Genomic DNA, 13,810 nt, shown 5'->3' with positions numbered 1-13,810 from the left:
GGTTCGAAACCTACAGGTACTGGCCCGTATTCGACTCGGTGTCGATGGCGCGGCTGGCGCTGGCGTTCTTGCCGGTGACCAGCGTGCGGATGTAGACGATCCGCTCACCCTTCTTACCCGAGATGCGAGCCCAGTCATCGGGATTCGTGGTGTTGGGCAGGTCCTCGTTCTCGGAGAACTCGTCCACGATCGAATCGTAGAGATGCTGGATGCGCAGGCCCGGATTGCCGGTGTCGAGTACCGCCTTGATGGCGTACTTCTTGGAGCGGTCCACGATGTTCTGGATCATGGCGCCGGAGTTGAAGTCCTTGAAGTACAGGACTTCCTTGTCACCGTTGGCGTAGGTGACCTCCAGGAAGCGGTTGTCCTCGCTCTCGGCGTACATCCGGTCGACGACCCGTTCGATCATCGCGCGAATGCACAGCCCCTTGTCGCCGCCGAACTCTTCGAGATCGTCGGCGTGCAGCGGCAGTCCCTCGGTCAGGTACTTCGAGAAGATGTCCTGCGCCGATTCCGCGTCCGGCCGCTCGATCTTGATCTTCACATCGAGACGTCCGGGCCGCAGGATCGCGGGGTCGATCATGTCCTCGCGGTTGGACGCACCGATCACGATGACGTTCTCTAGGCCCTCGACACCGTCGATCTCCGAGAGCAGCTGCGGCACGACCGTGGTCTCCACATCGGAGGACACGCCCGATCCGCGGGTGCGGAAGATCGAATCCATCTCATCGAAGAACACGATCACCGGCGTACCTTCGGACGCCTTCTCGCGGGCCCGCTGGAAGATGATCCGAATGTGACGCTCGGTCTCACCCACGAACTTGTTCAACAGTTCGGGGCCCTTGATGTTCAGGAAGAACGACTTGGCTTCCTTGGCATCCTCACCGCGCGCCTCGGCGATCTTCTTCGCCAGCGAGTTGGCGACGGCCTTGGCGATCAACGTCTTACCGCAACCGGGCGGACCGTAGAGCAGCACGCCCTTGGGCGGGCGCAGCGCGTACTCGCGGAACAGATCCTTGTGCAGGAACGGCAATTCCACCGCATCGCGGATCTGCTCGATCTGGCGACCGAGACCACCGATATCGCTGTAGTCGACATCGGGCACTTCCTCGAGCACGAGGTCCTCGACCTCGGCCTTGGGGATGCGCTCGAAGGCGAAGCCCGCCTTGGTATCGACCAGCAGCGAATCGCCCGGCCGCAGTTTGCGCACCGGAGAGTCGGGATCGTCGAGATCGTCGACCTCGGCGACCTTGGCCAGCGGACCCGCGAGCCACACCACGCGCTCCTCGTCGGCATGTCCGACAACCAGCGCCCGGCGTCCGTCGTCGAGGATCTCGCGCAATGTGCCGATCTCACCGACCGCGTCGTAGATTCCGGCCTCGACGACCGTGAGCGCCTCATTGAGGCGGACGGTCTGGCCGTACTCCAGGGTCGAGGTGTCGATATTGGGTGAACACGTCAGGCGCATCTTGCGTCCCGAAGTGAACACGTCGACCGTCTGATCCTCGTACACACCGATGAGAATTCCGTACCCGCTCGGTGGCTGACCCAGCCGGTCGACCTCCTCACGTAGCGCGACCAACTGCTGCCGCGCTTCCTTGAGGGTGTCCATCAGCTTGGTGTTGCGAATGGTCAGCGAATCGATGCGGGCTTCCAATTCCCGTGCGCGATCCGGCGAATCGGCAAGTTGCCTTCGGAGTGCAGCCGCTTCGGCGCGTACCGCCTCGAGCTCTCTCCAGGCCGCCGAATCCGAATTCTCGATGGGGCTCATGTGCTGCTCCTCCCAGTCCCGGTCTATCAACGCTACCGGGCGTGAACCGTTCTCGCTTTCCGACATGGTTTCGTCGTGATCACATCTGGGCCGCGATCGGCGGCGGAACCACCATGTTAGCCTGCCCTAACCAGGCCACGGCGACCTGCTTCGCCGACCGAACCGAAAGGTTGCTGACGATGCTCCTTCCCGCCAGGACACTTCGCATGTCCATGGTTATCGCCGCGGCGGCAATGGCCACTACCGTCGGCCTCACCGCCTGCGGCTCCGACGATAAGTCCGATGTCAAGGCCACCGCTACCTCTTTGTCCGCCGCGACGACCAGTACCGCGGGTCACGGCAGCGCCGCCGCGCCCACCGCCGAAGCGCTCACCGCCGTCCTGGACGCCCTTTCCGACCCGGCCAAGTCCACCTCCGAGAAGGCCGGGCTCATCGTCGGCGGCGAGAAGCGCACCGCCAATATCGACCAGATGAACAAGGCGCTCGGCGGCTACGGCAAGCTGACCTACGCGGTCGCCGATATCACCAGCAGCGGCAACACCGCGACCGCCCAGGTGACCATCACCTCACCGCACGGCACCGCCCCCGCCATGCCAATGACCTGGGAATATGTCGACGGCACCTGGAAGCTCTCGGATGCCAGCGGCTGCCTGATGCTCGGCTTTGCCCAGGCCCCCTGCGTTCCGGCCTAACCCTTCGACGGGCGGCGCTGCGGCTTCGGGGTGACCGTGCCCTCGGCTAGCCGCCGCGCGCTGACCAGGAAGGCGGTGTGGCCCTGCATCCGGTGCTCGGGCCGCACCGCAAGTCCGACCACATGCCAGCCGCGCACCATCGACTCCCAGGATCGCGGTTCGGTCCAGCACTCCTGCTCGCGCAGCGCCTCGACCACTTTCGACAATTGTGTGACAGTCGCCACATAGACCACCAGCACGCCGCCCGGGACCAGTGCCTTGGACACCGCGGGCAGCGCATCCCATGGCGCGAGCATGTCCAGGACCACCCGATCGACCGGCGGGCCGTCGTAGTCGGCGACATCGGCCACGGTGATCGACCAGTTGTCCGGACGCTCACCGAAGAAGGTCTCGACATTGCGGATCGCGTGCTCGGCGTGATCCTCGCGGATCTCGTAGGAGACCACCTCGCCCTGCGGGCCGACCGCGCGCAGCAGTGAGCACGTCAGCGCACCGGAACCCGCACCGGCCTCCAGCACCCGCGCGCCGGGGAACATATCGCCCTCGTGCACGATCTGCGCGGCGTCCTTGGGGTAGATGACCGCCGCACCGCGCGGCATCGACAGCACGTAGTCGATCAGCAACGGGCGCAAGGCCAAATACGGCGTGCCATTGGTGGACTGCACGACACTGCCCTCATCGGCGCCGATGAGATTGTCATGCTTGATACCGCCGCGATGCGTGTGGAACTCCTTACCGGGCTCCAGCACCACGGTGTAGAGGCGCCCCTTGGCATCGGTCAGCTGTACCCGGTCCCCGATGGTGAATGGCCCGGTCCGTCTGGCCGTCATGTATCTCCGTTCGCTGGTCGGTGCGGTCTAGCCGTACGGCACCGGCGTGTCGGTACCGCCGGATAGCCTGCCAGGTATGCATTCGCCGGTATCCACGCCCCCTGCCGACACCGCACGGGAGCCTGCGCACGATCGCCAGCGCCCGGCGCTGTCTCCTTCTCGGGCAATGGATTTCAAGCAGTGCCCGCTGAAGTACCGGTTCCGTGCGATCGATCGGATTCCGGAACCGCCGACGCGAATCGCGGTGCGGGGCACGGTGGTGCACGCGGTACTGGAGGATCTGTACGGACTGCCCGCCGCGGATCGACTACCCGCACGCGCCGCCGCCCTCGCCGAACCCGCCTGGGCCCGGGTGCTGGCCGACCGGCCCGAGATCGCCGAGTTGGTCGCGCAGGACGGTTTGGCCGAATTTCTCGACGAGGTCCGCACCCTCGTCGAGGCGTACTACCGGCTGGAGGATCCGACCCGGTTCGATCCGGAGTCGTGTGAGTCGCGGGTGGAGGTCGAGCTCGACGACGGGGTGCTGTTGCGCGGGTTCGTCGATCGGATCGATGTCGCGCCGACCGGCGAGCTGCGTGTGGTGGACTACAAGACCGGCCGCGCGCCCGGACTTGCCCAGGAGACCAAGGCGCTGTTCCAGCTGAAGTTCTACGCATTGGTGGTGCTGCGCACCCGTGGCATCCTGCCCACCCAACTGCGGCTGATCTACCTGGCCGACGAGCAGATCCTCACCTACGCCCCCGACGAGGATGAACTACTGCGCTTCGAACGCACGCTCTCGGCGCTGTGGCAGGCCATTCTGACGGCAGGCCGCACCGGTGACTTCCAGCCGAGCACCAGCTGGCTGTGCGGCTTCTGCAGCTACCAGAATCTGTGCCCCGAATTCGGTGGCACCCCACCGGCCTATCCGGGCTGGCCGGATGGTGGCACCGGGGAGTCGCCGGATGAAACCTTCGCCGACGCGGTCTCCGACTGAGCGGACTCGCGCTCAGCCGGTGAACAGATCCAGATTGAAGCCGTGCGAACCGAGTACGGCGATCACACCGATCAGGACGAGTACCCCGACCACATCACCGATCGCAATGAGCGCATTGCGAATCCGCCACCACGAGCCGACCTGCTCGATACTCGGTTTCACCGCGTCCTCCCCTGTGCTTCGTTCCCGAACGATCCGGCCGTCCGAGGTGTTCCGTTGTTTGTTTCGCCTAACACGCCCCAAGTGTTGACGGCGAATCATTAAGTTTTCGTGAGATCGACCCCGAACTAAATGCACACCGCGCACCAAGGCACGCCGCAGCGATGCTCGCCGGGGCGACCGGCGAGCATCGGAACGACGGGTTACCGCCGCGGATCTACCCGGTGAAGTTGTGGAACAGCAGCACCGACAGACCCAGTCCGACAGCCAGATTCACCACGGCCGCGGAGCCGAAGACCACCACCGGGCGCCAGCCCGCCTCCCGCAGCCCGCGCACGGAGAACTCCAGGCCGATGGAGACGAAAGCGAGGATCAGAAACCAGGTGCGCAGATCGTTGACGATCGCGATATGCGCCGCACCGGACTTCTTATCGGCCGACTGCAGGTACAGGGTGCCGATCACGGAGGCCGCGACGAAGCCGAGCACGAACTTCGGGAATCGTTCCCAGAATTGGCGCGCCGAGGGCCGGGCCGCGCCGGGGGTGCGTTCGACCCGGAGCGTGAAGTAGGCGGTCAGCGCGATCGCAACAATGCCGATCAGCGCGTTCTGCGTGGTCTTGACGATGGTGGCGATCTGCAGCGCCTTCTCCCCCGCGATTGCGCCCGAGGCCGCGACGGCCGCGGTGGTATCGATATTGCCGCCGATCCAGGCACCGGCGACCACGTCGGAGAGGCCGAAAACATCTGCAAGCCAGGGCAATACAAAGATCGACGGCAGCGCGAAGATGATCACCAGCGACGCCGCGTACGCGATCTGTTCGCGCTTGGCCTGCACCGCGCCCGCAGCCGCGATGGCTGCGCTGACACCGCAGATCGAGACGGCCGAGGCCAGCAGGGCACGCAGCTTATCGTCGAGGCCCAGGCGGCCACCCAGCCACCAGGTGAAGCCGAAGACCGTGGTGATCAGCAGCAGCGCCTGCACGATCGACGGTCCGGCGGCGGTGATCAGAATCCTCAGGTTGATCGATGCGCCGAGCAGTACGACACCGGTCTTGATGAAGAACTCGGTGCGGAAACCGGCCGAAAGGCGTTCCCGCAGATCGAGTTTCGCGAGTACAACATTTCCGATCAGACCGATGGCGATGGCATAGACTGGAAATTCGATCGACTTGGCCACCCGCTCGAGCGGAGTGTCGACCGCCCAGCGCGGCACGTGGGTGTCGAAGTAGCGGGTCAGTGCGCCGAGCAGGATGACCACCGCGATACCGGCCGCGATCTCTGCCCCAGTTGGGCGCGAAATCGCTTGTAGTGCAGAGGTTTCGGACTGAACGGGGGCTTGCTCAGCAGTCACCGCGCTCGACTCGGTGGGGTCCGGCTCCGATGCTGCGTTGTCGGGCTCGGCGGCAACGCTTGCGGCGTCGCTCTCGGTCTCGGCTTCGGTCTCCGACATCACGGCACCAGCCAATCCGGGATCGCGCCGATCAGGACCAGGGCAATGAGGACCAGGCCGACGATTGCCGCCAGCCAGTCCTCATTCCACGCGAATGTGCTGCCCGAACGTTCGGCGGGCGGTGTCTGTGACACGGTGGTACTCCTTGCATTTCCTCATCGAGGCCGCAACGTACCAATCAACCGCAGGTCAGCGCACCGGTTGCAATCGCAGTGAATCGATCACTCGGATATAAGGACTCGGCCCCGCCGGACCGACGGGGCCGAGTCGCTCGAAACGTGTCAGAAGGCGCGGCAGGACCGAATATCGAAGGCCAGGATCGCCTTCGCGCCGAGTTCGGCGAGCCGGTCCATCACCTCATTGCCCTGTTTGCGTGGCACCATCGCGCGAATGGCGACCCAGCCCGGATCGGCGAGCGGGGATACCGTCGGAGATTCGAGGCCGGGCGTGATCTTGACCGCCTCGTCCAGCAGCTCCTTCGGGCAGTCGTAGTCCAGCATGATGTACTGCTGGCCGAAGACGACGCCCTGGATGCGCGCGATGAGCTGGTTGCGGGCCCGTTCCTGCTGGTCCGAACCGGCGCGCTCGATCAGGACACCCTCCGAATCGCACAGCGTCTCGCCGAAGGCGACCAGGTTGTGCTGGCGCAGGGTGCGGCCCGACCCGACCACATCGGCGATGGCGTCGGCCACTCCGAGCTGGATGGAGATCTCGACGGCACCGTCGAGGCGGATCACCTCGGCCTCGATGCCCCGCCGCTGCAGGTCGCCGAGCACCAGATTCGGGTAGGAGGTGGCGATGCGCTTGTCGTAGAGATCCTCGACCTTCCATTCGCGCCCGGCCGGGGCGGCGTAGCGGAAGGTGGAGCGGCCGAAGCCGAGTGCGAGCCGTTCCTGTACCGGTGCACCGGAATCCAGCGCCAGATCGCGGCCGGTGATGCCGAGATCGAGCTCACCGGAGCCGACGTAGATGGCGATGTCCTTGGGCCGCAGGAAGAAGAATTCGACCTGGTTGGCCGGATCGAGGACGGTCAGATCGCGGGCATCGGTGCGCCTGCGGTAACCGGCCTCGGCCAGGATCGATGTGGCCGATTCGGAGAGTGCGCCTTTATTGGGGACTGCGACGCGCAGCATGGTTGAGTCCTTTCGGGAAGAAAAACTACGGATCGACGCGCCGTCACAGATGTCGGTACACGTCTTCCAGCTTCAGCCCGCGGCCCACCATCAGCACCTGGACCCAGTAGAGCAGTTGCGAGATCTCTTCGGCGAGCGCTTCGTCGCCCTCGTGCTCGGCGGCCAGCCAGATCTCCCCGGCCTCCTCGAGCACCTTCTTACCCTGGAAATGCACGCCCGCGTCCAATGCCGCCACGGTCCCGGACCCCTCGGGGCGGGTGACCGCACGATCTTGCAGCTCAGCGAACAGGGTTTCGAAGTTCTTCACGATGAGCCATTGTTTCAGACCCGGGTGCGGGGCCGTCGCTCCGGCCCATAACGCAGGACATCCCCGTCGCCCGGCGTATCGGGGGACGGGGATGCGGTCGGCGGGGTCAGGCTCCGGCGAGCAGGGCCTGCAGGTCGGCGACGGCGGTGCGCAGGTGGTCCGCGAAGGCGTACATCTCGTTGGCGACCGCCTTCGGCGTGGCCAGATAGAGGTTCCACCGGTCCGGAAGCAGCACGTAGGCGATGCCGATGCATTTCGGACTGGTCGAGCCGAAGCCGAAGTATCGGATATTGACCGACGGTGCGGAACTGGTGCTCAGGTAGTCGTCGCGCATGATCGTCCAGCCGGGGCTGGTGTACAGCGGGATCGGTTCGGTGACGCCGAGTTCGGCCCCGCGGCGCCGCTGGATCCACTCCAGCTCCCACAGATGCTGTTCGGGCGCGTCACCGGCCTGGCACTGTTTGGCGCGGTCGACGTGCGCGCTCGCGGCGCTCAGCGCGGCGCGCAGCCGATCGGCGTCGGCAGCCGCCGGGTCCTGCATCGTGTCGACGAAGGCCACCATCTCCGGTGTCACCACGCGCATGGCCTCGGTGCGGCCGTTGCGGTACTGCCGGGTGGCGATGGATTCGTACGTGGCCCCGGTCAGCCCCTTGCTGCGCCGGTGCGCCAGTTGATAACTCAGCTGGGCAAAGGCGTCCGGTGAGATGCCGAGCTGCTTGGCCTGCGTCGTCCCGAAATCGAAAGATACTGTCGCGGTGGCATTCTCGGACGCGTAGTGGGCGAATGCCGCGCCCGCCGCGGCGATATCGGTACGCAGGGCCGCATCGAGGACGAATTCGATCGGCTCCACCACGGGCAATCCCTGCGCCTTCGCCCCGGACCGGGTGGCATGTTCGACGGCAGGGGCCTGCAACAGGGTGTCCACGAAGGACAGGATGGTGGTGCCGTCGAGTCCGCAGTGCTCGACATTGATGCCCGCCTGCCCGTCCCCGAAGACGATGAACGATACCGACTTGTCGAACCAGCGGTTGGCGCTGTCACCGTGCAGCAGCTCGTCACAGGCCTGCAGTTCGTCGCGCGGGGCGAAGTCCTCCAGACACAGACAGAACAGTGCCGTCTCAATGGTGTCCAACGCGGCCAGGTTGGCCGGTTCGGCGCGCAATACCTTTCTGCTGGCGGCCCATTCGGCCCGCGCCTTGGTGGTCAGATGTCCGACGGCGGTATCGGTGCGGGCCGAGCGCGCACCGGCCTTGAGCACCGCGCGCAGCCCGTCGGCGAGATCATCGAGCGAATACGGCGCACCATCCGGACCGATCACATCCATCCGGAACATGGTGCCGTGGAAGAACACCACGATGTGCCGGGCATCCGAGGGGCCGGGCCATTCGTCGCTGTAGGGCACCCGCACGGAATCCTGTATCTCTCCCGGAATCCGGGTCTCGGAGAACAGGTATTTGTTCTGCCACATCGACAGCTGCTGGCCACGCTGGGTTACCGGCGCGATCGCCTCGACATCGAGCGCCAACTTGTAGTCGACCGCGGCCGCGATGATTCCGGCCGCGCGCTCCACCTGCGATGCGCCGGTGGAGCTGGCCAGCGGGGTGTCATCGCGGAAGAGGAAGAAGAAGTTGGCGTTGAGCGCGATGCGATCGCGACGGCCCAGGTAGCGGGATGGCCAGAACAGATCCAGCCAACTGCCGACGCCGGGGGTGGCATCGTATTCGGCCAGTGCCGCATGCAGCGTCCGGCCGGGTCCGTCGGCGCGTAGCAGGTCGGCTACCGCGGCCTCGGTGGTGGCGAATTCATCGGCGGTGAGCAGTGGAGCACACCACTGCAGCAATCGCTCGCAGCTGTCCTCCAGCGTCGGCAGGGGCACCCGGGGCAGGTGGTCGTCGGCGGCGAAGGTGCGTTCGGTCAATGCGAGTCCTCGGGGTCGGGGTATTTCGGGAGCGGTCGCGAGATGTACAGGTTGGCGAGCAGCCAGCCTGTGCTTTCCTGGCCATCGGTGTCGATACCGCTGGCGGCCAAGGTATTCAGCACTTGGGTGCGTTCACTGTCGGAGGCGAATCTACGTTGTTCGAACACCCCGGGGGCTCGCTCGGTGCGGTAGCCGAGCGCGGCCAGTTCCGCGGCGATCGACTCGAAACTGAACATGCGTAATACGAAGTGTGCCATCCACGGCCGCCGACGCGGGTGCGCGAGTGCGACACGCGCCAGCGTCTTCTCGGTGACATATCCGACACAACCGGTCGAGATAACGATATCCGCGGCCGCCAGCGTACGGCGTTGCTCGTCGGTCGGTTCGGCGGCCTCCAGATCGGCGTGCACCGTGTCGTGCAGGAATCCGGCGGCGTGTGCGTAGGACAGTGCGGGGCGGGCGGCATCCATGCCGATGAAGCGGACGCCGGGGAGTTGGTCGCGGGCATCGAGGCGGGCGCGGTCGCGGGCGATGAGCGCGGCCTGGTCGGCATCCTCGGCCGTGCGGTAATGGTCGGCCAGATCGCTGATGGTGGTGTCGAAGCGCAGCAGGGCCGCGTTTACACCATAGGAGCAACCGATGTCGAGCACGGTCGGGGCGTCCACGCGCGCGGATGCGCAGTACTCTCGAATCTGTTGCTGGAAGAACGGTTTCGCCAGTTCCGGTATGCGGTAATCCAATTCGGACATCCGGGCGTAGTACTCGCGCGGATCGGGACGGTCGTAGATGTCGTCGAAGGAAGCTTTCCCGGTCGTGTGCAACGGCACTGGCATGTCGTCCCTCTCAGTCGAGCAACCGATCGCCACGGACGGCGGCGGCCGCGGCGGCTAGGTGATCGGGCAGTACCCGCCCGAACAGCTGGCGGGTGCGTTCCACGGTGCCGATGACACCGGGCCGATCGGTGTAGGCGAAGATCGCCGAATGCCGTGCCGTGCCGCCCTCGACCGGTGAAACGCGGTGCAGGGAGAAGCGGCCCTGGAACAGTTGCAGGTCGCCGGGTCGCAGCTCGAGGCGCCGGACCAGTCGCGCACCGGATCCGGTGAGCACGTCACGCACATCGTCGAACTGCTCGGCGTGGGGTGAACGGATATTCGGGCAGTATTCGAAGACGCCACCGGTCTCGGCGGGCTGGGTCAACATGCTGACCGTAAATTCGTTGGTGTCGAAATGCCAGGGATGCGACATGCCCGGCGCCACCACATTCAGACACAGTCCGGCCAGCGGATCGGCGAATTCGTGCAGTTCGGCCAGCCCGAAACAGTCCGCGACGAAGCGTTGGAACAGCCCGCTGATATAGAGCCGGTGAATCAGCGCGTCGACCGGAATGCGGTCGCGCGGGACGAACGCATTGCCGCGTTCGAGCACGATGCGCCCCGGATGGTCTTCCAGCAGTGCGGTATCCAGCGGAATGTTGTAGGCGTTGACCCGCTCGACCTGATAGTGCGCATCGGGGGCCATCGCCTCGCCCTCGGCGCGCAGGGTCTCGATCAGCTCCGGGCGGATGAACTCGCGCAGCACCGTACAGCCGCCGTCGGCGAGTTCGGCGCGGGCCTGCGCCACGGCAGCTCGCCACGCTTCGCCGTTCGGATCCGCCAGCGGATACCGTGCCGTATCGACGATCTCGTCCAGGACACTCGTCGCTGCCATGGCGTAAATTTTGGTGCAGCGGCCGACGACACGCCCGGGATTCGACAAAGTTGCCGGTGACTACGGTCACACCTACCAGCAGCGCGCACTTGCGTTGCGGCACAGTAACTCTCGCTATGCCGAGGCGGAGTACCGATGCACGATCAGCGGGCCCGAGCGATCATGGACGGTCCAGATGCGGCTCGATCGGCCAGCGCGCGGCTCAACCTCGAACGTGCAGAGCGTCTTCCAGATCGTTGATGTTCAACCCTACCAACGAATCACGGAATACCCGCCCCGGCGCGTCCGAAACCGCTATCTCACACGGGATCACGATCACCGCACAGCCCGCCGCGGCAGCCGCGGCCGCGCCGGTCGGCGAATCCTCCAGTGCCACACAGTCTCGCGGGTGCACGCCGAGGAGTTCGGCGGCGCGCAGATAGATCTGGGGCGCGGGCTTGCCGTGCTCGACCTCGTCACCGCAGACCGATACGTCGAAGAAGTCACGGCCGAGGGTATCCAGCCCGAATTCGGTAAGCGACCGCTTGGTATTGGTGACCAAGGCGGTCGCCAGCCCCGCGGTGCGCACCATTGACAGCGCATCCTTCGCACCGGGTCGCCATGGGATCGGGCCCGCCATCAACTCGGTCACCCGCCGCTCGATGAATTCGCCCGCGGCGCGCACCGTCTCCGGCGTCGGGTCGATGCCGAGGCCGTCGAAGATCAGCCGCAGCGCGTTCGGTCCCGATGCGCCGATCAGCGCATGCCGCAGTCCATCGCTCATCTCGTGGCCGTGCGCCCGTGCCAGCTCCCGCACCGCGATATCCCACAGCTTCTCCGAATCGAGCAGTGTGCCGTCCATATCCCACAGCACACCGGCAAGTCGCGCCGTCACCCGATTCGTCTCCTCAACCTCTACAAACCCGACGCGGCGATCAGCAACCGCCCATTATCCGACGAGACCTGGATCCACCGGTTCTCCGATGTGGTCGAGCCGTTCTTCAGGCTATAGGTAAGCGAAACCACCGCCCGATTCTCCCCGTTCGGTGTGACGCCGCCCACGCTCACCGAGCGCACGGTGGACCAGAACTGCGAATAGGAGCCGAAGCCGCCGGTCTGGCCCTGGTAGGCGGGCGTGAGCTGGGACCACGCGCCCTGCACATTGCCGGGCAGCATCCCGTAATAGCCGGAGATGAATTGGGAGACCCGGTCCGCGGTGGCCGGGCCGAACGGGGTGGTGCTGACGGTCGTCGGCGACACGGTGGTCGACGGCTTGACCGGCGAGGTCGGCGTCGGCTGAGCCGTCGTGCTCGGCTGGGAGTTCGACGCCGCGGTGGTCGCCGGTGCCTGCTCCGGCTGACCGGGTTCGATCGCGATCGGCGACTGCGGGCCGTTCTCCGGATTGTTCACCGCGGGCGCTGAGGTCGAGGAGCCGCCCGCCGTACCGCCCTGATCGTCGTTCTTCAGCGACGACGTGATCACCACAACCAGTACGAGCACCGCGACCGCCGCGGCGACCGCCACCGCGATCAGCCTGCCGCGACTCTGCTCCGCGCCGCCGCCACCGCCACCGCCACCGCCACCGCCGGGCACGGTGCCCCCGGACCTCGGCGGTGCGACGGTGACCGCCGGTGCGGCGGGTCCGGACGGTGTTGCGGCGACCGCATCCCTGGCCCCGGCCGCCTGGCCAGCGCCGGGCTTGTTCAGCACTGTCGTCGCGCCCGCGTCGGCGTCGGTCGTAGCGGCGCCCGGCGCTGGCATAACCTTCGTCGCCGCTGGCGTGCTCGCCAATGCCGGGGCGCGGCCCGCCGCAACGGCTTCGAGCGCCTCCTTCGCCTCCCGCATATCGGGCCTGTCATCGATCGAGGCGGACAGCAATCGCATCAGCACCGGACCGAGTTCCCCGGCGTGCCGCGGCGGCGGCACCTGCGCCCGCGCCGCCGCGTGCAGCACCGCGAGCGCGTTATCCCCATCGCCGAAGGGTGGGCTGCCCTCGACCGCCGCGTACAGCGTGGAGCCGAGTGCGAAAACATCCGAGGCCGGTTCCGGATCCTCGCCGCGCGCCACCTCCGGCGCGAGATAGGCCGGTGTGCCCGCCAGGAATCCGGTCGCGGTGACCGTCACATCGCCGACGGCGCGGGAGATGCCGAAGTCGGTGATCTTCACCGTGCCGTCATCGCCGACCAGCAGATTCGCCGGTTTCACGTCCCGATGCACGATGCCCGCCGCATGCGCCGCGGCCAGCGCGGCAGCGGCCTGGGCGCCGATGCGCGCCACCTCGGTCGGCGCGAGCGTGCGCCTGCCCGACAGCTTCGCCGCCAGACTCGGCGCGTCCATGTACTCCATGACCAGCCAGGGCTGGCCGTCCTCCTCGGCGACATCGAAGACGGTGATCGCATTGGGATGGTGCAGTCGCGCGGCGATGCGGCCCTCGCGCATGGCGCGCAGTTTGGCCTCCATCGCCTGTGTCCGGGACAGCCCCGGCCCGAGTAGCAACTGCTTCACCGCGACCGTGCGGCGCAGCCGAACGTCGGTGGCCCGCCACACGACACCCATGGCACCAGTGCCGATCGGATCCGTCAGCCGATACCGTCCAGCGATCAACCGGTCCGCTGTCATGGTGTTGAGCCCCTCCTGCTTGCCCGCCGAGCCATCTCGCACTCCGCGCGTAAGCGGAAATCCTCGAAAATGCTACGCGCCGAACTACATTGCACCCGAATTGCAGCAGGACGCTCGCATCCGCCGACTGCCCCGGATGCAGTACCAACAGTTCCGACTTTGTCATACCTGACCGACATCCATCCACCGCCACGCGCACCCGAAGCCGATACCCCAGGTCAGGCGGGTGCGGCCGTCGAGACACGCCCGCGCGTCGCGGGTCCTCGTGT

Annotated in this window: 14 protein-coding genes; 2 read left to right on the top strand and 12 right to left on the bottom strand. The window is 66.3% G+C overall.

What is annotated here, in order from left to right:
• Positions 1-10: 10 nt before the first annotated feature.
• Positions 11-1,771, bottom strand: coding sequence for a proteasome ATPase (gene arc, locus ABZ293_RS09410; protein ID WP_355178913.1), 1,761 nt, complete (start codon positions 1,769-1,771; stop codon positions 11-13).
• Positions 1,772-1,977: 206 nt separating this feature from the next.
• Between arc and ABZ293_RS09405 the strand changes: the two genes are divergently transcribed.
• Positions 1,978-2,463, top strand: coding sequence for a hypothetical protein (locus ABZ293_RS09405; RefSeq protein WP_355178911.1), 486 nt, complete (start codon positions 1,978-1,980; stop codon positions 2,461-2,463).
• Here ABZ293_RS09405 and ABZ293_RS09400 read toward each other — a convergent pair.
• Positions 2,460-3,293: a tRNA (adenine-N1)-methyltransferase gene (locus tag ABZ293_RS09400; protein ID WP_355178909.1), complete on the bottom strand. Its 834-nt coding sequence runs from the start codon at positions 3,291-3,293 to the stop codon at positions 2,460-2,462. The genes ABZ293_RS09405 and ABZ293_RS09400 overlap by 4 nt on opposite strands.
• Positions 3,294-3,369: 76 nt before the next feature.
• Here ABZ293_RS09400 and ABZ293_RS09395 point away from each other — a divergent pair, with 76 nt between their 5' ends.
• A complete protein-coding gene (locus tag ABZ293_RS09395) occupies positions 3,370-4,269 on the top strand; it encodes a RecB family exonuclease (protein WP_355178907.1) in 900 nt (299 codons plus the stop codon).
• A 12-nt stretch (positions 4,270-4,281) separates the two neighbouring features.
• Here ABZ293_RS09395 and ABZ293_RS09390 read toward each other — a convergent pair whose 3' ends face one another.
• The 10 genes from ABZ293_RS09390 to ABZ293_RS09345 all read right to left on the bottom strand — a co-directional run bounded on the left by ABZ293_RS09390 (position 4,282) and on the right by ABZ293_RS09345 (position 13,541).
• On the bottom strand, positions 4,282-4,431 hold the full coding sequence (locus tag ABZ293_RS09390) for a hypothetical protein (RefSeq protein ID WP_355178905.1): 150 nt from the start codon (positions 4,429-4,431) through the stop codon (positions 4,282-4,284).
• 214 nt (positions 4,432-4,645) lie between these two features.
• Positions 4,646-5,878 (bottom strand): putative sulfate exporter family transporter, encoded by a 1,233-nt coding sequence (locus tag ABZ293_RS09385; protein ID WP_355178903.1) that lies wholly within the window; start codon positions 5,876-5,878, stop codon positions 4,646-4,648.
• Positions 5,878-6,012 (bottom strand): hypothetical protein, encoded by a 135-nt coding sequence (locus ABZ293_RS09380; protein WP_355178901.1) that lies wholly within the window; start codon positions 6,010-6,012, stop codon positions 5,878-5,880. Before ABZ293_RS09380 ends, ABZ293_RS09385 begins: the two co-directional genes overlap by 1 nt.
• A gap of 147 nt (positions 6,013-6,159) precedes the next feature.
• The gene (gene hisG / locus ABZ293_RS09375) at positions 6,160-7,011 is read right to left on the bottom strand and encodes an ATP phosphoribosyltransferase (protein WP_354960451.1); all 852 of its coding nucleotides are present in this window, start codon (positions 7,009-7,011) and stop codon (positions 6,160-6,162) included.
• A 43-nt stretch (positions 7,012-7,054) separates the two neighbouring features.
• Complete coding sequence (locus ABZ293_RS09370; protein ID WP_354960458.1) at positions 7,055-7,336, bottom strand: phosphoribosyl-ATP diphosphatase; 282 nt, start codon at positions 7,334-7,336, stop codon at positions 7,055-7,057.
• 88 nt (positions 7,337-7,424) lie between these two features.
• Positions 7,425-9,236, bottom strand: a complete 1,812-nt coding sequence (locus ABZ293_RS09365; protein WP_355178899.1) for a choline/carnitine O-acyltransferase — start codon at positions 9,234-9,236, stop codon at positions 7,425-7,427.
• Entirely contained in the window at positions 9,233-10,069 is an 837-nt protein-coding gene (locus tag ABZ293_RS09360; RefSeq protein WP_355178897.1) for a class I SAM-dependent methyltransferase, read from the bottom strand. The genes ABZ293_RS09365 and ABZ293_RS09360 overlap by 4 nt, the downstream gene beginning before the upstream one ends.
• 10 nt (positions 10,070-10,079) lie before the next feature.
• The gene (locus ABZ293_RS09355; RefSeq protein ID WP_355178895.1) at positions 10,080-10,943 is read right to left on the bottom strand and encodes an arpA protein; all 864 of its coding nucleotides are present in this window, start codon (positions 10,941-10,943) and stop codon (positions 10,080-10,082) included.
• A 202-nt stretch (positions 10,944-11,145) separates the two neighbouring features.
• A complete protein-coding gene (locus ABZ293_RS09350; RefSeq protein ID WP_355178893.1) occupies positions 11,146-11,817 on the bottom strand; it encodes an HAD family phosphatase in 672 nt (223 codons plus the stop codon).
• A 20-nt stretch (positions 11,818-11,837) separates the two neighbouring features.
• Positions 11,838-13,541, bottom strand: a complete 1,704-nt coding sequence (locus tag ABZ293_RS09345; RefSeq protein ID WP_355178891.1) for a protein kinase — start codon at positions 13,539-13,541, stop codon at positions 11,838-11,840.
• Positions 13,542-13,810: the final 269 nt, after the last annotated feature.

The organism is Nocardia sp. NPDC005998 (genome assembly GCF_040614395.1).
GTDB lineage: Bacteria > Actinomycetota > Actinomycetes > Mycobacteriales > Mycobacteriaceae > Nocardia.
The sequence above is the reverse complement of the archived record's forward strand: the minus strand, read 5'-3'. Positions and strand labels throughout refer to the sequence as shown.